At 44.3% G+C, this 19186-nt stretch carries 13 protein-coding genes, 2 tRNA genes and 1 other RNA gene; 4 read left to right on the top strand and 12 right to left on the bottom strand.

From position 1 onward, the window contains the following. Window positions 1–67 precede the first annotated feature (67 nt). From IP485_RS02475 to IP485_RS02465, 3 genes are all read left to right on the top strand, one after another. Entirely contained in the window at window positions 68–739 is a 672-nt protein-coding gene (locus tag IP485_RS02475; protein ID WP_198325841.1) for an alpha/beta hydrolase, read from the top strand. Between the two features lie 85 nt (window positions 740–824). Then, window positions 825–1183, top strand: a transfer-messenger RNA (tmRNA) gene (gene ssrA, locus IP485_RS02470). A gap of 258 nt (window positions 1184–1441) precedes the next feature. Continuing rightward, window positions 1442–3073 carry a long-chain fatty acid--CoA ligase gene (locus IP485_RS02465; RefSeq protein WP_198325840.1) on the top strand — a complete coding sequence of 544 codons (1632 nt, stop codon included), beginning with the start codon at window positions 1442–1444 and terminating at the stop codon, window positions 3071–3073. Window positions 3074–3156: 83 nt separating this feature from the next. On the opposite strand, the gene IP485_RS02460 is transcribed toward IP485_RS02465, so the two are convergent. The 10 genes from IP485_RS02460 to IP485_RS02420 form a co-directional block, all read right to left on the bottom strand. Beyond that, window positions 3157–3243 (bottom strand) — tRNA-Leu (locus tag IP485_RS02460). A 124-nt stretch (window positions 3244–3367) separates the two neighbouring features. Next, a tRNA-Cys gene (locus IP485_RS02455) sits at window positions 3368–3441 on the bottom strand. Between the two features lie 189 nt (window positions 3442–3630). Further along, on the bottom strand, window positions 3631–3765 hold the full coding sequence (locus tag IP485_RS13955) for a putative transporter small subunit (protein WP_211181310.1): 135 nt from the start codon (window positions 3763–3765) through the stop codon (window positions 3631–3633). Window positions 3766–3849: 84 nt separating this feature from the next. Continuing rightward, complete coding sequence (locus tag IP485_RS02450) at window positions 3850–5499, bottom strand: sodium:solute symporter family protein (protein WP_320159109.1); 1650 nt, start codon at window positions 5497–5499, stop codon at window positions 3850–3852. 783 nt (window positions 5500–6282) lie between these two features. Continuing rightward, window positions 6283–7311: a formate dehydrogenase accessory sulfurtransferase FdhD gene (locus tag IP485_RS02445; protein ID WP_198325838.1), complete on the bottom strand. Its 1029-nt coding sequence runs from the start codon at window positions 7309–7311 to the stop codon at window positions 6283–6285. A gap of 157 nt (window positions 7312–7468) precedes the next feature. Then, window positions 7469–9784, bottom strand: coding sequence for an FdhF/YdeP family oxidoreductase (locus IP485_RS02440; RefSeq protein ID WP_198325837.1), 2316 nt, complete (start codon window positions 9782–9784; stop codon window positions 7469–7471). A 169-nt stretch (window positions 9785–9953) separates the two neighbouring features. Next, the gene (locus IP485_RS02435; RefSeq protein ID WP_194362961.1) at window positions 9954–10748 is read right to left on the bottom strand and encodes an ABC transporter ATP-binding protein; all 795 of its coding nucleotides are present in this window, start codon (window positions 10746–10748) and stop codon (window positions 9954–9956) included. Window positions 10749–10812: 64 nt separating this feature from the next. Beyond that, a complete protein-coding gene (locus IP485_RS02430) occupies window positions 10813–11712 on the bottom strand; it encodes an ABC transporter permease (protein ID WP_197175483.1) in 900 nt (299 codons plus the stop codon). Between the two features lie 356 nt (window positions 11713–12068). Next, on the bottom strand, window positions 12069–13094 hold the full coding sequence (locus IP485_RS02425; protein WP_198325836.1) for an ABC transporter substrate-binding protein: 1026 nt from the start codon (window positions 13092–13094) through the stop codon (window positions 12069–12071). Window positions 13095–13186: 92 nt separating this feature from the next. Continuing rightward, window positions 13187–14227, bottom strand: coding sequence for an ABC transporter substrate-binding protein (locus IP485_RS02420; protein WP_197175485.1), 1041 nt, complete (start codon window positions 14225–14227; stop codon window positions 13187–13189). A 426-nt stretch (window positions 14228–14653) separates the two neighbouring features. On the opposite strand from IP485_RS02420, the gene IP485_RS02415 reads away from it, so the two are divergent. Continuing rightward, window positions 14654–15043, top strand: a complete 390-nt coding sequence (locus tag IP485_RS02415) for a hypothetical protein (protein ID WP_198325835.1) — start codon at window positions 14654–14656, stop codon at window positions 15041–15043. Between the two features lie 93 nt (window positions 15044–15136). On the opposite strand, the gene metG is transcribed toward IP485_RS02415, so the two are convergent. After that, window positions 15137–17230: a methionine--tRNA ligase gene (gene metG / locus IP485_RS02410; protein ID WP_198325834.1), complete on the bottom strand. Its 2094-nt coding sequence runs from the start codon at window positions 17228–17230 to the stop codon at window positions 15137–15139. A gap of 495 nt (window positions 17231–17725) precedes the next feature. Then, window positions 17726–19141: a GntP family permease gene (locus tag IP485_RS02405; RefSeq protein WP_198325833.1), complete on the bottom strand. Its 1416-nt coding sequence runs from the start codon at window positions 19139–19141 to the stop codon at window positions 17726–17728. Window positions 19142–19186: the final 45 nt, after the last annotated feature.

Here is a 19186-nt window from a genome sequence, read left to right as displayed (position 1 = left end):
TTGTTACAAAAATATTTCACTCCAAATTATTAAAACCAAACTATCAAAACTGTATTAAGGATCAGGTATGAATGACTATTTAGACGCTGTTATCGTTGAGCACAATCCTAGCCAAAAAACCATCAACCGTGCTGTCATTTGGCTTCATGGTTTAGGTGCCAGTGGTCACGATTTTGAGCCTGTAGTACCCCAGCTAGGCTTGGTTGATGATATGGCTGTACGATTTATCTTCCCACATGCGCCAAAGCGTGCGGTAACGGTAAACGGTGGTATGGTCATGCCAGCTTGGTATGATATTTTAGAGATGAGTCTAGAACGTAAAATCGATGTTGAACAAATTGAAGAGTCTGCCCAACAAATCAATGATTTGATCAGCCGCGAGGTTGAGCGCGGCGTGGCACCTGAGCATATCGTTATTGCAGGGTTTTCGCAGGGCGGGGCAGTGGCTTACCATGTGGCACTTGGTTATCCAAAGCGTTTGGCCGGCTTAATGACACTCTCGACCTATTTGGCAACCAATGACAATATCGATTATAGTGCTGCTAATAAAGACATGCCAATTTTGATTGAACATGGCAGTCATGATCCGGTTGTCCCTGTTGTTTTGGGTGAGCAAGCACAGCAATTATTGTCTGATAAAGGCTATAACGTGGCATATCATACTTATCCGATGGCGCATCAAGTATGTATGCCGCAGATTCAGAATATTGGCAAATGGTTAAACAACGTTTTGGCCTAAATAACTGAGCTGTAACGTAATGTAATACAGGGTTTATAAAGGTTGAAACCTACCCACTACCTACTATATAATAGTCGACCTTATTGGGGATGTTCTGGCTTCGACGCTGGTAATGAAACTCAATGATGCATGTCGAGAGTATATGTCCTCTCGTTAATCCAACATATATTGTTATAGTCGCAAACGACGAAAATTACGCTCTAGCAGCTTAAACCCTGCTTACTAAGTTGCTGATCACCTACAGTTGGTCAACTAAGTTGAAGCGTCCGCATGTAGGCTCGCCACAAGGGATTGTCTCAATCGCTTGGGTTCAAAAGTAGAGAATCGGCTAATCCATCCTGACTGTCGGATCGGTGCAGACTAAAATTAAAGACAGAAACTAAACATGTAGATTCATGAGCGTAATGCTGGCGGACGCGGGTTCAACTCCCGCCATCTCCACCAAATATTAAAAATCCGATCACTCAATGTGGTCGGATTTTTTTTGTCTAAATTTTAGGTGTCTGTATCCAAAATGACTATGAATCACTATTTAGAGCTGGAGTCTAGGAGAGCAGACATTATTTTTTCATCAATTGAGGTCATAGTATTTGCTTGTTTTAACCAATAATTCTGATTATTCTTAATTGTGGCTTATTCAGAGTATTAGATGATATACCAATAAGAGTAAGCTGACGTTCAAACAACTACAGGGAATGTACTATGTTAGGAAAAATGATGTATCAGCCGTTGCTGATCAGTGGTCTTATTGAACATGCTGCACGCTATCATGGTGATACAGCGGTTGTCTCCAAAGAAGTTAATGGACAGATAACGCATACTAATTGGCTTGATGTCTCAAACAACTCAAAACGTTTGGCCAACGCGCTGGCTACACTTGGATTGAAGTCCTCAGAACGAATCGCTACGTTGGCTTGGAATAATCACCGTCATTTAGAAGCTTGGTATGCGATTTCAGGCAGTGGTATGGTGTGTCATACTATCAATCCCCGCTTATTTCCTGAACAGCTCAGCTATATCATTAATGATGCTGATGACCGCGTACTGTTCTTTGATGTGACTTTTTTGCCATTAATTATGGCAATCAAGGAAAGCATCAAAGGCGTTGAGCATTTTATCTGCTTGAGCGCTCGAGATGAAAAAGTCGTAGAACAGCTACCTAATGTACTGTTCTTTGATGAGTTGATAGCAGCGCATTCTCCAGATTTTGAGTGGCCTCAGTTTGATGAATCTACGGCCAGCTCGTTATGCTATACCTCAGGCACCACAGGCAACCCTAAAGGTATTTTATACACTCACCGATCTTCTGTACTTCACGCAATGGCATTATGTATGCCTGACGTCTCAGCACTATCTGCGCAAGATGTTTTACTGCCGGTAGTACCCATGTTTCATGTCAATGCATGGGGCACGCCTTATGCTGCTGCATTAACAGGTTGTTCTATCATATTACCTGGCCCCAATCTCGACGGCGACAGTCTGGTCTCTCTCATTGATGATTATCAGGTAACAGTCGCACTAGGCGTTCCAACGATTTGGCAAAGTCTATTGACCGCTGCAAAATCTAGAGGCAGCAAGCTTGAGAGTATGACGCGAACCATCGTTGGCGGCGCAGCATGTCCGCCATCAGTCATCAAAACATTTAGAGAAGATTTCAACTGCGATGCGATACATGGCTGGGGCATGACGGAAACCAGTCCGCTTGGGACGATGAATCAAATAAAAGCCAAGCATAAATCACTGAGTAAAGAAGAAATTAATGATTTACGTAAGTCTCAGGGTCGCCCGCCCTATGGCGTTCAGCTACGTTTGATAGACACTGATGAGCCATTGCAGCGCGTAAAAGAAGATGGTCTGTCTCAAGGTCGTTTGCAGATTAAAGGTCATTGGATTATCAATGACTATTACACTGAGAACCCTGATGCCATTACTGAAGACGGCTGGTTCGATACAGGTGATATCGCCACCATTGACGCAGATGGTTACATGAATATCCGTGATCGCTCAAAAGACTTAATCAAATCTGGTGGTGAGTGGATATCCTCAGTGGAGCTTGAGAACATCGCAGTCGCGCATCCGGAAATCAAAATCGCGGCGGCCATTGCGGCAAAGCATAAAAAGTGGGGCGAACGTCCAGTATTGATCGTTGTAAAAGAAGAAAATTCAGAAATCGATGAGGCGCAAGTACTGAGCTTTTATCAAGATAAAATAGCCAGCTGGCAGATACCAGATAAAGTTGTTTTTGTAGAGAATATTTTGCTCAATGGTGCTGGAAAAATGGTCAAAAAGGACTTACGTGATGATCATGGTGATGTGCTGTTGGCTACGTCATAGTATTTTTTTATAATACAGAACGCAAAAAGGAGCCCCTGATATCAGGGGCTCCTTTTTCTATAAGATAGTATAGGACTATGTAATGGTACCCGGAGCCGGACTTGAACCGGCACGCTATTGCTAGCGAGGGATTTTAAATCCCTTGTGTCTACCAATTTCACCACCCGGGCAAAACTTGTTTTATCTAATGTGCAAGCTAGCTGATAGACCATCTAGTTACTAGATAAGTGGTCGCTATTATAATCGGTTGGGATAATAATGCAAGCCAAAATTAACGTAAAGTTAATAAATAATTGGAGGCTGGAGTCGGAATCGAACCGGCGTTAACGGAGTTGCAGTCCGCTGCATGACCACTCTGCCATCCAGCCAATCAAGGTGGCCTATATTAGCAAAAATATCATAAATTACAAGTCATTTTTTCATTAAAAACAGGTTATTTACTACCTTACCCACAAATAACCCTGATTCAGAGTTATTTATACTGTTAATAGGCTGTCTAACATTACCAGTTAGCAAGTGCCTAGTGGTACTTTTAAAAAAATATTAGCGATAATACGCTAAACAATATCTCTATTATCACGTTTAGCACTTTTAACATCGCGATACGTGGCCGTGCAAATTAATACTAGTACCCCAAGGGTGATTGCTGGCCAAATTAAAATATATAAGCCGTAGATAAAAACGTTGTCCATGATATCTCCTTATAGTTTCTCTAAGCAAGTAGCCATTAGCTATAGACTGCTGAGCAATCGCTACTCGGATGAAATGACTTTAGTTTAAGAGTTAGGCGGCGATGGTACTTCCGCTTTTTCATCATAATTGCCCACACGTTGCTTAATTAGATCAAAGTCAAAGTGTTCGTCTCCCATCAGGCTGATAATCACACAGACGACGGTACTGGCACCGTAAGCCGTTAGAGAGGCTAGCAGGACCATGTATTGACGTAAGAAGCCTGTAGCGAAGATTAGCATCAATACCAGCGTAATAGCTGCGGCCACCATGCCAATCTTGCGTCCTAAGAACCCAAAGACCATTAGCCCAATAACGACGGCTGCACCGACACTGGCCAATATTTCAAAGAATAGGGCAGTGGCACCAGTGATTGGGAGTAATTCGAAGCGGGCGACGCAAAATAAGAGCAAGCCAACGATGACGGCTGAAGTAAAGGCGGTATTGGTAACGCGATTCCAAAACACACTGGCGATAACTGGGAAGACAATAGCGCCCCATAGTGCACCAACGAAAACCAGCATCACGAGAATATCAAGCTTAAAGCTAGCAAAAATCAGTCCAGCAGCTGTCGCAATAATCATCGTACCGCGACCAACTAGCATCATCGTTTTAGGTTTAACATGACCTTTTTTGGCGATGTTTTTACCGTAAACATCTGCCATCATAATCGTCGATAGCGCTGACAAGTCTGAATCAGCAGTCGAGGATAATGAACCGATTACTAAGATAAAGAATAAGGCGATAAAGACAGGATGTAGATAAGTACTAACCATTTGAGGGATGAGGTTGTTCATATTGCCATCGAGTGGTTCGACACCAATCGTCACAGCCATGAGTCCAATCATCCCAAGACCAATGACGATACCAGCATAGCCGACTGTGGCGGTGATAAACGTCGCTTTGATTTTGGTTTTATCAATCGCGAATAAGCGCTGAGTGATGGTTTGGTTACCGATAGCATATGCTAGTACAGCGACGAAGTAAGGCGCACCTTGTTGAAAAAATGCCTCAGAAGAGAAGAAGTTCTGCTGCTCTAAGGTCAGGTTTGACAGTCCGCTGACCATGACCTCAGGGCCACCCATGGCAAATAATACGGCGGGAATAATGACAATGCCAATGGCCATCAATGCGACCAGTTGGGCGAAATCCGTAAAGACGGATGCTCGAAACCCTGATGTTAATGTATAACTTAGTACGCCGATACCTGCGATCATTACCCCTGTTTGGAACGACAATGGCGATAAAACGGACACCAATGCCCCGGCAGCGGTAAAGTTGACCATCAAGCTAATTAAACTGCCCATAATATTAGATATGGCTAAGATTAATTGGCTTGATGAACCGTGGCGGGCATGGATAAGCTCACCTAAAGTATGGCCATCTGGCGCCAATTCACGAAAGCGCATACCGAAAGGGTAGATGAACAAAATCATCAATGCACCCCAAAAACCATAATGTATCGGCCCTGATACGCCGTATTTGTAGCCAGAGGTAGCAGCAGCGTAAAATGAGGCCGCCCAAATCCAGGTGGCGGTCATGCTGGCTGCACCCATACCGAAACCAACACCGTGACCTGCGACCATAAATCCAGAAGTTGTCTCTTTATCTTTTTTAATTAATAAGGACAGCAAATAGGTGCCACCATAAAATACTAATAATAATAAAATAATCGTTAATGATGAAAATTGGAACAATGACTCAGTTTTCAAACTCAGACCTCGCAATTGTTAGTTGATGAATAAAGTTCAGTAAAAATGAAAAATACCAAACCATTAGGAATACAGCACGGCCTAAATTACCCTCATACCGAACGTATGTGGCTAATATAAATAGTGAAAATACCAACAATAGTGGTAAGCAAGTGCTAAGTGTCATGCCGCTGTTTGATGACTCACATAGTGTTAAATCAAAACGACAGGGACTACTCTCAATAGGCGTCAGTAAATGGATAAACCATGACGCTATTAATAGGCATACACAAAGGTAGCTAAGTACTAAAGAAAACTCATGTGATGAGTGTCTATAGCGGAATTACGAATAAGCACTAAGCCATGATGGCATGACCCGAACTCGATTTAGACAGCCTGATCAGCTGTAATAAGCAATAGGTAGGAAGTCTCTACTTATCTATCGCGATTGATGTGTTACTAAGCAGCATTAATAAATAAAACTACATATTTGTTAAGTACCTGTAACATATTTGCGCGGTAAGAGTAACCTATTACGTCACTAACCTCAAACATTATCCGATATTTACCAGATAATGATCGAAGATGATATATAAGTATTTATTTAAAGAGATTTAGTAAGATGTTTAATAAAACATTGAAAGATAGGGCTTGATTATGAGCAGCATCGAGTGATATATCGCTATGAGTTAAATTTTACCTATGAATGAGTAGCTGAAGTTTTCATTAAAAAGAAATAGATAATGAGCGATAGATGGTTGCTCTCAATGAACAAGTAGAAGTGAATTTTTATATACTATCTTGTTTGGTATAGTAAGTAACTCGGTTATCACGTAAAAAACCAGCCAATCCGAGGCCGTAACGCTCAGCCACGCGCACTGCTGTACTGGTAGGTGCTGACATGCCAACTAGCCACAGGATTTGACTTCGAATAGACTTTTGAACCAGTTCAATAGATAGACGTGAGGTCATAAGCACACAGCTAACGTCTATTTTTTCGCGCAGTTGCCAGCCAATGAGTTTATCAAGCGCATTATGGCGACCCACGTCCTCAAATAAGTACAGGTGCTGATTATGCATCGCCGCTGCGGCATGTACAGCACCCGTTAGCTGATGTGTATGCTGCGCGGCATCTACTTGCTGGCGCAGTGTCAACAGATAGTCAAGGCTTGGTACGGTCGTATTAGAGCTATCGATGCGTGTCGGTTGGTTAGAATCGTGCTGTAGATGGTCTTGTGAGTAGGGGCTTAGATCAGGCAGTGCTTGAGATAGACCCGTAATACCGCACATACCGCAGCCTGTACGCCCTGCGAGCTGACGTCTTTGTGCTTGGATACGTTGATGGCAGCGTTGGCTTAATACCAACTCAACGACATAGATATCATAATCTTGAAATCTCTGTAGGCTTTGCTCAATTGATTCTGGTTCAAAACTCTCATCGATCGAATCTTGAGCAAACTTCTGGTAGCTAGCGATATCCGTAAGATGAGTCACTTCCCAATCGAGTAGCTCGTGACTATATTGAATCAAGCCTTCACTAAATAAGAATCCGATGGCTAAGTACTCTAGCTGGTGAGGACTGGCCATCAATACCGCATAATGAATGCCATTAATGATAATAGAGACAGCGGCTTCTACGGCGAGACTGGCGTGCTGGTTTTCTACTCGAACAGATATCTTATCGTCACCATCCTGAGCGTGTGAGGGGTAAGAATGTTTCTGGGCCTCATGGCTGCGAGCAAGTGGTGTCTCTGACAACCTATCATCGTTAGACAATCCAGATGCAACTCTCTTAATGTCAGTTGAGTTATCTATCATAGTAGGGTCAATAAAACTCTCACTTTGCTCAGCGTTATCTTCAATTGTTATCACGATTTATCATGGCCTAAAATTATCAGTATATTTATTATCAATTAGAGGGATAGCCAATGAAAATGATATTTTCATTGGCTATCGCAGTCAGGCTTAGGCATGATCAGGCAGGCTCAGCGGTGCTTGCTTCTACGCGTTCTAAAACGATAGTTGTCGATTTGTACGCTGGGATATGAGAGTCTGGTGCGTGCGTGTCCAAATCAAAAAGGTCATTGCATTCTGGATAGTAAGCAGCAACGGCATTGGAGGCAATGTCCATCTCAGTCAATACCAATGGTCCTAATATACGTGGCTGCTCTAGGCTGTCATCAGCGCGCTGGCGAGAGACCATGACACGATCTCCTTTTTGCCAGCCCAAACGGCTTATCTCATCTGGATGCATAAAAAGCACATCACGGCGATCGGTCTGACGGTAACGGTCTTTAAACCCAAAAATCATAGTGTTGAATTGGTCATGGCTACGGACACTGGTCAATTGCCAGACCTTTTGCGCTGTATCTGCATGGTCATCGATATCGTTGGCGGCTGCCATTTGTGCGGCGACAAAAGTAATCGGATATTGTGGTACTTCAAACTGGGCTTTACCGCTCTCGGTATTCCATACACGATGACGCGCCGCATGATATAAATGAAAGCCACGCTCAGTGGTACGGATGCGTTGGTTAAAATCTTCAAATCCATTAATAGCTTGACCGATATAGTCTCGAATAACATCGAAATCCTCACTCATTGCCAGCCAAGGAATAGACGAGTCGGCTCCGAGTACATGAGTCGCGATATCCGCTACGATTTGTGCTTCAGATTTCAAAGTATCGCTAACAGGTTTGAGCGTACCTTGAGTCGGTACGATCTGACACATAGAGTCTTCGATAGTGGCAAACTGCTCACCCTTTGTGGTGACAATACGTTCGGTACGGCCTAAGCAGGGCAGGATCAAATTGTTTGCCCCTGGGTATAGCATGGTCTCGTTGAGCTTAGTACCGACAAATATATTCAGTTGAGTCGTGGTTAGAGCTTGCTCAATGGCAGTCGTATCTGGCGCTGCTACGGCATAGTTACCACCCATGCCCATAAAGACCTTTAGCTTACCTGCGATAAGAGCCTTGGCTCCTGTGACAACGTCATAACCATGCTCTTGTGGCATAGGATGCTCAAACACACGCTCAAGACTGTCTAGTAAGCTCTTGCTAGGACGCTCATGGATACCCATAGTGCGATCGCCCTGTACGTTGGAGTGCCCACGTACTGGAGATGCACCGGCACCATCGATACCGATCATACCCATCAGGAGTAGCAAGTTGGTAATCATCGCGACGTTGTCATCGCCTTGCACATGCTGAGTAATGCCCATACCCCATGTACAAATCGTTGCAGGACTGTCACCGACCAGTTTAGCCAAGCCGATTATTTCTGATTTAAGAATACCGCAACCAAGCTCGATATCTGCCCATGACTGCTCTGCCAACCATTGTTTTATTGGCTCAAAACCTGAAGTATGCGTGGCAATAAAGTCATGATTGATTTTATCGTTTTCGATCAGCCATTTGGCAATGCCCGTTAACAATGCGGCATCGCCACCGATTTGAATCTGAATGACCTCATCGACCATGTCATCACTTTGACCGGCTGCCATATGAGTAGGTTTTTGTGGATTTCTAAATTTGCTTAGGCCTTGCTCACGCATCGGATTGATTGAGATGATTCGACAACCTTGCTCGTGAGAATGCGCAAGCATCTCCAGCATCCGTGGATGGTTGGTCGCTGGGTTTTGCCCAAACATTAATATCAGTTTGGCTTGCTCAAAATCTTCTAGCTTGACGGTTGCTTTGCCGATGCCTAGCTGTCTGCCTAGCATCACAGAGGTCGGCTCGTGACACATATTAGAGCAATCAGGCAGATTATTGGTCCCAAAGCAGCGAACAAATAGCTGAAATAAAAACGCTGGCTCATTGGTGACACGGCCTGAGGTATAAAATAACGCTTCATGGGGTGAATCAAGCTGCCCCAATTGTTCAGCGATGATGCGATAAGCATTTTCCCAAGGGATAGGGACGTAGCGATCTTGCGCGGCATCATAATACATCGGTTCTGATAAGCGGCCGCTATGCTCAAGCTCGTACCCAGACCATCTTTGTAGCTCGGTGACAGTATGACGTGCAAAAAACTGGGCATCTGCCTTATTCGTCATAGTCTCACTAGCAATGACCTTGATACCGTTTTCACAGACGTCGATGGCTTTATGCGATTTATGGTCAGGCCATGCGCAGCCTGGGCAGTCAAACCCGCCTTGAGGTTGATTGCTTTTAAATACGCTTATACTACCTCGCAAAAATGTCTTATAGTCCATTAGCTTTTGAGTAGAGGAGATCAGCGCAGGCCAACCAGCGGCAGGGTGGGAGTAAATAGGAATTTTGCGCATGACAGACCTCATATATAAGTGAAAACAGCGAAGCTTTGATAGACGACAACTATATAATGGACAATGGAAAGTTCCTATGAGCATTAACTATAGATAACAAAAAACCCCCAAGAAAAATCAATTCTCTTGGAGGTTTAGAAGATTGCCAAACATTGTAATGTCTGACAGGCTAGCTTAAAATCAGGCTATCATCTTCAACTTTTTCGCCGCGCGTTTGCTCAAACATATCGAGCAAGTCATGCACAGTCATGCCTTGACGTTTGTCGCCTGATACATCAAGTACCACTTGACCTTGGTGTAGCATCACGGTGCGTGTGCCATGTGCCAATGCTTGTTGCATGGAATGTGTGACCATCATCGTTGTCAGCTTATTGTCCGTGACAATCTTATCAGTCAGCTCTAAAACAAAAGCAGCGGTTTTAGGATCAAGGGCCGCTGTATGCTCATCAAGCAACAAAATCTTAGATGGCTGTAACGATGCCATAAGCAGACTCACCGCTTGACGTTGGCCACCAGATAGCAACCCCATACGGTCTGTTAAGCGATTTTCTAGCCCAAGCTTGAGCACTGATAGTTTTTCTCGGAACAAGTCGCGGTTATTCGGATTTAGGGCAAAGCTTAAACCACGTTTACCGCCGCGCTTGTAGGCCAATGCCATGTTTTCTTCGATGGTCAGCGCTTCACAAGTCCCAGCCATCGGATCCTGAAAGACACGAGCTACCCAATGAGCACGTTGATGAGCCGTTTTCTTAGTGACATCAATCCCATTGAGCAGAATGGACCCGCTATCCACACGTGTCGTACCACTTACTGCATTTAAAAAAGTCGATTTCCCTGCGCCATTGGTACCAATCACGGTAACAAATTCACCATCCGCAATATCAAGGTTAATACCACGCAGCGCAGGGTTTTCGATTGGCGTGCCTGGGTTAAAGGTCAGCCTTAAATCAGTGGCTTGCATCATAATCGTTATTCCTTATTGTCTTATCAAGCGTCGCAAGGTGTATGAATACTTGCTGTAATTGTCGTTAGGCGCGCACTTTACGAGATAAAAACTTGGTTTTCGCTTTTGGCAATACCAAGGCCAATACCACAAGGAGTGCGGTAATCAAGTTCAAGTCCTGCGGGCCAAAGCCAATGCTGCGCAGTGTGTCGCTTGATAGTGCCACTTGAATAAACAATTTATACAATACCGCACCAATAATAACGGCAAAAGTAATCAGCCAAATACGCTTGGCAGGGATGATGGTCTCACCAATGATGACGGCTGCTAGACCAATGACGATCGTACCGATACCGATAGAGATATCTGCACCGCCTTGAGTCTGGACAAACAGCGCGCCTGCGAGCGCAATCAAACCATTAGAGACGGCCATACCGATGATGGTCATCCATGAGGTGTTGATACCTTGTGCCTGAGCCATACGCAAGTTAGAGCCAGTGGCGCGCATGGAAAGCCCAGTTTCAGTATTATAAAACCAGTCTAACAGCAGCTTCGCAGCAATAATGACAACCCCAATGATTAAGCAGCGCATCCAATAGCCGTTGGTGTCGGTCACCAAACTACTAAATACCGTGGTCTCACCTAGCAGCGGTAAGTTTGGCGCGCCCATAATACGCAGGTTGACAGAATACAATGCCACCATGACCAAAATACTGGCCAATAGCTGCAGAATGCCAAGTTTGACATGCAACCATGCAGTTACAATACCAGCAACCGCACCTGCAAGCATACCAAAGGCACAGGCTAGCCAAGGGTTAACCCCTGCCACAATAGAGATACCGGCGACCGCGCCACCCAGCGGAAAACTGCCGTCTGCGGTCAAGTCTGGAAAGTCGAGCGTTCGGAATGAGATGAGCACGCCAAGTGCTACTAGGCCGTAAATCAAGCCACTCTCGAGTGCACCAAAAAAAGCAATTAAGGACATAAGATATTAGTCGGTTATCATCAAGCGTTTAGCGATTATTATCACAAGCACACAGTAGCAAATGTTGGAACCATGCTAACTATAGGCCTATATAACCCAAACGGCTAAGCGGTGAATTTAACAGATTAAGCAATCTGCGGTTAGGGTAAACCAAAACATCTTCCTATGAGGAATGAGCATAAAATACCTTGGTTCGACATTCGGTTGTAATGCTTATATCACATTAAAAATAACCCAGCTCATATACCAGTAGCTGGGTCATTTTTATACTGAAATAATAGCAGTAAATATCAGCAACAATCTATGATTAAACCATTAATATAATCGTTTAACCTGCGGCTCATATTCAGAGGGCGCTATTCTACCACTTCTTTTGCTTTATCGATAACCGCTTGTGGCAATGTGATGCCTTCTAATTTGGCATTTTTTGGACTGACGTACAAATCAAGTGCTTGCGGGGTATAAACAGGGATATCGCCTGCCTTTTCACCGTTCAAAATACGCACTACAATTTTACCGGTTTCGCGGCCAAGTGCATAATAGTCAACGCCTAGTGCAGCAATGGCACCACGTGCAACAGAGCTGGTGTCTGAAGCAACCAGTGGGATTTTGCTTTCTTTGGCGACTTGGAACAGGGACTCGTAAGCAGATACCACGTTATTATCGGTTGACGTGTAAATCATATCGACCTTGCCAGCTAGACTACGTGCTGCCATGGCAATATCCGTACTGCGCTGAGCAGGTGCTTCGTGTACCGTGATGCCCATTGGGGTCAGTTTTTCTTTTAGATTTTTTAGGATGATGGTCGAGTTCACTTCACCCGGGCTATACACATAACCCACATTTTTCAAGCTTGGAATGATTTGGCGCATCAATTCAATTTGTGGCTCATAAGGGAGCGCATCAGAACCGCCTGTGACATTGGTGCCAGAACCATTAAGCTTAGAGACCAGTTTGGCTTCTACTGGGTCGGTCACCGCAGAGAATACCAAAGGAATGGTGCTGGTGGCTGCCGCAACCGATTGTGCTGATGGCGTACCAATGGCAACGATGACATCTGAGTTGTCTGCGACAAATTGCTTGGCAATCTGACCAGCGGTTGCGGTGTTACCCTGTGCACTTTGGAAGTTAACAGTTAAGTTTTCACCTTCTGTAAAACCTGCTTCAGCAAGCTCTTCAATTACCCCTTTACGCACGTCATCAAGAGCTGGATGCTCAACGATGGCCGTAATGGCAACGGTTTTCATAGCGGTTGCCGCATCGGCAGTGGCCGCGCCATCATTGGCCGTGGTGTCTTCTGCTGACTGGCTACAACCGGTCAAAATAGCGGTACAAACACCGCCCCATAGTAAGGCTTTAGCAAAACGATTCTGATACAACATGGGTGTTACTCCTAAAAATAATAATGTGTCCATACATAAATAGTTAACGTGCTTATTAAGCGTTTACTGCTGGTTGATGCTCTTATTGCGGGTTACTTGTTATCGGTTTTTGCTTTGGTATCCACATCAACAGCGTTTTTCATCATCTCTGCTGATAGGCTAACGCCTTGTGCTTTGGCATGTTTAGGGCTGACATATAACGTTAAGTCATTCATGATCTCAGGCTTGATGGTGCTGACAGCCTCGCCATTTAAAATTCTATAAACCATTTTGCCAGTCTTGCGACCAAAGTCATAGTCATTGACGCCTAAAGCAGCCGTCGCCCCGCGTTGCACACTAAACTCATCAGAGGCCACAATCGGCATTTTTAGCTCATTTGCCGCTTGTGTCATGGCTTCAAACGCAGAGGCCACGTTATTGTCCATTGAGGTATAAATGATATCAGCGCGCCCTTGTAGACTGCGCGTTGCCATACCAATATCGGTTGGACGATTGGCAGGTATGTCTAAGATAGACAAGCCACGCGTTGGCAACATCTCTTTTAGCCTGTCACGTAGTGCTACTGAGTTGGCTTCACCTGGGCTATACACATAACCGATGGTTTTGGCGTTTGGCTTGATTTGTTGTAACAAGTCAATTTGCGGTTCTAAAGGCAACTGGCTCGACAATCCCGTCAAGTTAGCTTGAAACGGGGTGCCATCTGCATTGATGAGCTTGGCTGCGAGTGGGTCTGAAACCGCTGTATATACAATCGGCACACTCGTGGTCGACGCCACAACGGATTGTGCTGATGGGGTAGATATGGCCACGATAGCATCTGGATTGTCTCCAGCAAACTGCTTGGCAATCTGACCAGCTGTTGCAGTATTGCCTTGTGCGCTTTGGAAATTAATGGTCAGATTTTGGCCTTCAATATAACCATTGTCTGCCAACTCATCAATGATGCCGCGGCGCATGTCATCTAGTGAGGGATGCTCAACAATCTGTGTGATGGCCAGCGTTTTGGCTGGTTTATCGGTTGTTGCCGTGTTATCAGTGGTTGCCGTATCGTCAGCGCTTGAGCAGCCGATTAGGCCAAGCGTACTGATGGCAATGCTGCATAAGCTTAGGCGTATAGTAGAAGCAATGGTCATTATTAGTCTGGCTCATAGGTTAGAGAGTGCAGGTCAGCCGAATGACAGCAATATCAGTCCTGTAATGTCAGTTCTGTGATGTCAAATCTGCGATAGTAGGCTAACTTCGAGGCGATCGATTCCTTGATCATTATGGCTATATTATGACAGCAATGTAACTTATCGCAATAAAAAATTCAGTCGTGTTCGTCACAGGTGTTAATAAGGAGTAGGTTGGCTATCTTATTCAGTAAAATCGCCATCAAAAATCTTACAAGCTAGCAACGCATCTATTACGGACTGCCTTCATAATTCACGTAAGCTAATTTTTATACGAGAATCATAATGAGTCTGAAAGTCATATCATCATTATGATGACATAGTGAATGTACAACACACTCTACTGTTTATCTGATTTTTTCGAATGAATATTTTAAGGATAATATTATGAATACTGCTAATCTTAAGTTATTAACCATTGCTGGTATCACGGCTACTTCATTAGTTTGCTTGCCTGCTATGGCAAAAGACAACCATGGTAACGGGCATGGAAATGCCAAGGGTAACTCCGCTCATATTAGTAAAGATTATAAGCATAGTGGCAATGCCCACCCTAATATCAACGCTTATCGCAATGCTAGCCCTAATGCCTCGTTTAAGCGTGATCTTGATAAGTATGGTTATAGAGTAGTCGGTAAGATTGATAGAAGAGATTATGATCGTTCTGTCGTTTTAGACCGTTACGATGACCGTTACGTTCGTATTCGCACGCCAGAAAATAACATTGTGACAGTGATTAATGATACGTTGCAGATTATCGATGTTTTAACCAGATAAATATAAGATTCGATTTTTAACTATTGCATAAATCAACCATAAAAAAGATGCCACTAGGGCATCTTTTTTATTCTTTACTACTAAAAATAACCGTTATGCTAGTACGTCGCCAACAACACAAGCATCTGGCAAGGTAACGACAGTTAAGCCGGTCTTCGGATCGCCAGTTGATAGTACCATGCCTTCTGATATGCCAAATTTCATCTTACGCGGGGCAAGGTTGGTCACGCAAATGACCTTTTTATCAACCAGTTGCTCAGGCTCATAGAACTTGCGAATACCGCTAAACACATTGCGTGTTTGTGCTTCGCCTACATCTAAGGTGAACTGTAGTAGCTTATCAGCACCTTCTACATGGTTACACTCTAAAACGTGAGCCACTTTCATCTCAACTTTGGCAAAGTCTTCGATACCAATATAGTCAGCTTGTTCAGCATCGGCGTCAGTATCTTTCGCTGCTGGCTTGTTGTTTGTGATAGCAGTTGGCGCTGGCGCGTCTACTGGTGCGAGAGAGGCTTTTGAGTCTTCTACCATGGCTTCAATATCTTTTTCTTCGATACGTTGCATCAGTGGTTTGAACTTATTGATTTTATGACCAAGTAACCACTGGTTACGGCTAGCGAAGTCTAAGCTGTCAATGTTTAAGAATGCTTTGGCATTATTAGTCAGCTCAGGCAATACAGGTGCTAGATACACCATCAACTGACGGAAGATGTTAATCGCGACCGAGCAGACGTCTTGAACTTCTTGTTCAGTGCCCTCTAATTTCGCTAGTGACCATGGCTTCTTGGCATCGATATATTCGTTAGCTTTATCCGCACACTGCATGATTAGACGCATGGCACGTGAGAATTCACGATTCTCATAAGCAGCGGCAATCTCATCGCCCGTTTTGGTGATGTCTTCTAATAGCTCTGACTCGACGCAAATCTCTGACAGCATACCGTCGTACTTCTTAACCAAAAATCCTGCACTGCGACTGGCGATATTGACGACTTTACCAACCAAGTCAGAGTTGACCTTTTGCATAAAGTCTTCTAAATCTAAGTTGATGTCTTCGACTTTGTCAGACAGTTTGCTGGCGAAATAATAACGCAGGTATTCTGGGTGCAAATGCTCAGCATAAGTTTCGGCCTTAATAAAAGTGCCGCGTGACTTACTCATCTTCTCGCCATTGACCATCAAGAAGCCGTGGGCAAAGACGCCAGTCGGCGTACGTAATTCGCTACCAGCTAGCATCGCTGGCCAAAACAGCGCATGGAAGTAAACGATGTCTTTGCCAATGAAGTGATAAACCTCAGTTTTGTGCTCGTTTTCTTGCATCCAATAACGGTCAAAATCAAGCGCGTTATCAGTACCTGCACGCTTATCACACAGGTTTTTAAAGCTTGCCATGTAGCCGACTGGCGCATCTAGCCACACATAAAAATACTTGTCTGGCTCATCGCTTGGGGTATCTGGAATTTGGAAACCAAAATAGGGCGCATCACGTGAGATGTCCCAAGTCGCCAAACCTGCTTCAAACCACTCTTGCAATTTATTGGCGACCGACGTTTGCAAACGGTTGTCGCTGCGTGTCCAGTCTTTTAAGAACTGCTCAAACTCTGGCAAATTAAAGAAATAATGCTTAGAGGTTTTGAGTACAGGCGTTGCACCAGACAACGTAGATTGTGGATTTTTAAGTTCGGTGGCATTGTATGTGGTACCACACACTTCGCAGTTGTCGCCGTATTGGTCGGCTGATCCACACTCAGGGCAGGTGCCTTTGACAAATCGATCGGCTAGAAACAATTGCTTTTCGGGATCAAAAAGCTGCTCGACATCTTTGGTACTAATATGACCTGCACTGCTTAAACGACGATAAATCAGCTCAGAAAATTCTTTGTTTTCTTCTGAATGGGTAGAATGATAGTTATCAAAATTAATCAAGAACTTAGCAAAGTCGGCTTCATGTGAGGCTTTAACCGTGGCGATTTGCTCTTCTGGTGTGATGCCGTTATCTTGGGCCTTTAGCATGATGGCGGTGCCATGAGCATCATCGGCGCAGACGTAAGTGACCTGATGGCCTTGCGCCTTCATCGCACGTACCCAAATATCAGTTTGGATGTATTCTACAAGATGCCCCAAATGAATGTAGCCGTTGGCGTAGGGCAAGGCACTGGTTACTAAAATCTCACGCACTTTCATCACCTATATTTTTATATGAACGGGTTGGTTATAACAGGCTTTAAGCCATCAGCTGTTGTTGGCAGATGCACTATTATAAAGTCTAAATATTATGAAAATTAAAAATGGTGTCTATGATACCGTAATTCAGCCAAATTTGTGCCATTGCTTGGTAATTAACTCTGTCAGCACAGGCGTTGACCGCGCACTTTTTAGCCAGCGCTACTTAGGGCGTGTCATCAATTAGCACATTAACGCAATTAGTGGCCTTAAAATGGCTAAATTTTGCTAAACATCGTCAGTAATTTTGTCAATATGTTCATATTAACGGCAATTTCTTCCTTGTTTATCTACAACTTTTCTCATTTAAGCCTCACAATTTAATTGATGACACGCCCTAGGTCAGGGACTTATAATAAAAATGCGCCGGTAAAAAACCCCACTCAGCAGTCACTGAATGGGGTTTTTATTTTAATATTAAAATGTACCGAGTAATGCTTGGGTATTGTGTGTGCGTTAGAACGAGCCAAACATCGTACCCAAAATAATGACCACTGTCACAGCGATCAATGGAATAACCATCGTCACCATGGCCAAGTTCAAATAAGATTGCTTGTGTGTTAATCCGCAAATAGCGAGTAGGGTGATGACCGCACCACTATGCGGTAGCGTATCAAGACCACCCGCTGCCATGACGGCCACGCGGTGCATCAGCTCAGGGTCGATACCAGCATTGACTGCCATTCTGAGATAGTCCTCACCCAAAGTCGACAGTGCAATACTCAAACCACCAGACGATGAGCCTGTGATACCAGCCAGCGTGGTCATTGCGACTGCTTCTGATATCAAAGGGTTGTCAGGGGTTAAGTTTAGGATACTGTCACGAATGATAAGAAAGCCTGCTAGCGATGCGATAACCGCACCGTAACCCACTTCTGATGCGGTATTAAAAATCGGCAACATAGAATCATAAGTACCACGGTTAATGGTTTTTTGTAGATTATTCCAATGACCAATACGTAGCAGAATCAACACCACACAAGCCACGACCAATGAGATAATAATTGACCATAATCCGAGTGAGCCTGCGATATTTAAGTCAGGAAACTGCGCCTGTAGACTAGTAAAATCTATCGACGGGAAAACCACATAGGTCAACAAAGCGTTCAAGCCAATGACCAATACGAGTGGAATCATTGCAATGGTAAACGAGGTGTGATGCGTATTTAATGCTTCAGCTTCCTGTGTGTCTGCACCAAGCCCGCCCACATCCTCTTCATCATGCTGACCATAGCCTTCGCCCGCTGCATTGGCTTTTCTGGCGCGTGATTGTAACCACATCCAACCACAAATAAACATAATCGTACCACCGATAATACCCAAAATAGGGGCGGCAAATACGTTGGTGTTGTAGTAAGGAATTGGAATAGCATTCTGAATGGCTGGCGTACCTGGTAGGGCAGTCATCGTAAACGTAAATGACCCTAGAGCAATCGCTGCTGGAATCAAACGTTTTGGGATATCTGCGGCTCTAAACAAGTCTTTGGCGATTGGATAGATAGCAAAAGCCACAACGAACAACGATACGCCGCCATAAGTCAAAATAGCACAGACCAAAATCACAGCAAGTATGGCTTTACTTGCGCCAAGCTTTTCGACGACCGTATTGGCAATGGCGGTTGCTGCGCCAGAGTCTGCCATTAAGCGTCCAAATAGGGCGCCTAGCAAGAATATTGGGAAGAATTTGAGTAAGAATCCACTTAACGCGCCCATAAAGACATCGGTATAAGCGGGAATGGTGCTTAAGAAGTCACCTGACAGTAAGACTGCTAATGTCGCCATAATCGGTGCTAGGATCAGCACAGAATAACCGCGATAAGCAAAGAACATGAGTAATAATAGGGTAATGACAATAGCAAGTGTACTAAACATGACGGCCCTCCTTGGCAAAAAATTAAGGCAGCGAGTATGCCGTGC

The organism is Psychrobacter sp. NG27, assembly GCF_016106655.1.
Classification (GTDB): Bacteria; Pseudomonadota; Gammaproteobacteria; order Pseudomonadales; family Moraxellaceae; genus Psychrobacter.
This window is presented reverse-complemented; position numbering and strand designations above follow the sequence as displayed.

Excerpts from the sequence above, each read along its gene's own strand:
- IP485_RS02445 (WP_198325838.1), bottom strand. The coding sequence starts at position 7,311 with ATGATAGATAACTCAACTGACATTAAGAGAGTTGCATCTGGATTGTCT.
- IP485_RS02440 (WP_198325837.1), bottom strand. The coding sequence starts at position 9,784 with ATGCGCAAAATTCCTATTTACTCCCACCCTGCCGCTGGTTGGCCTGCG.
- IP485_RS02465 (WP_198325840.1), top strand. The coding sequence starts at position 1,442 with ATGTTAGGAAAAATGATGTATCAGCCGTTGCTGATCAGTGGTCTTATT.
- IP485_RS02405 (WP_198325833.1), bottom strand. The coding sequence starts at position 19,141 with ATGTTTAGTACACTTGCTATTGTCATTACCCTATTATTACTCATGTTC.
- IP485_RS13955 (WP_211181310.1), bottom strand. The coding sequence starts at position 3,765 with ATGGACAACGTTTTTATCTACGGCTTATATATTTTAATTTGGCCAGCA.
- IP485_RS02425 (WP_198325836.1), bottom strand. The coding sequence starts at position 13,094 with ATGTTGTATCAGAATCGTTTTGCTAAAGCCTTACTATGGGGCGGTGTT.
- metG (WP_198325834.1), bottom strand. The coding sequence starts at position 17,230 with ATGAAAGTGCGTGAGATTTTAGTAACCAGTGCCTTGCCCTACGCCAAC.
- IP485_RS02475 (WP_198325841.1), top strand. The coding sequence starts at position 68 with ATGAATGACTATTTAGACGCTGTTATCGTTGAGCACAATCCTAGCCAA.
- IP485_RS02420 (WP_197175485.1), bottom strand. The coding sequence starts at position 14,227 with ATGACCATTGCTTCTACTATACGCCTAAGCTTATGCAGCATTGCCATC.
- IP485_RS02415 (WP_198325835.1), top strand. The coding sequence starts at position 14,654 with ATGAATACTGCTAATCTTAAGTTATTAACCATTGCTGGTATCACGGCT.
- IP485_RS02435 (WP_194362961.1), bottom strand. The coding sequence starts at position 10,748 with ATGATGCAAGCCACTGATTTAAGGCTGACCTTTAACCCAGGCACGCCA.
- IP485_RS02430 (WP_197175483.1), bottom strand. The coding sequence starts at position 11,712 with ATGTCCTTAATTGCTTTTTTTGGTGCACTCGAGAGTGGCTTGATTTAC.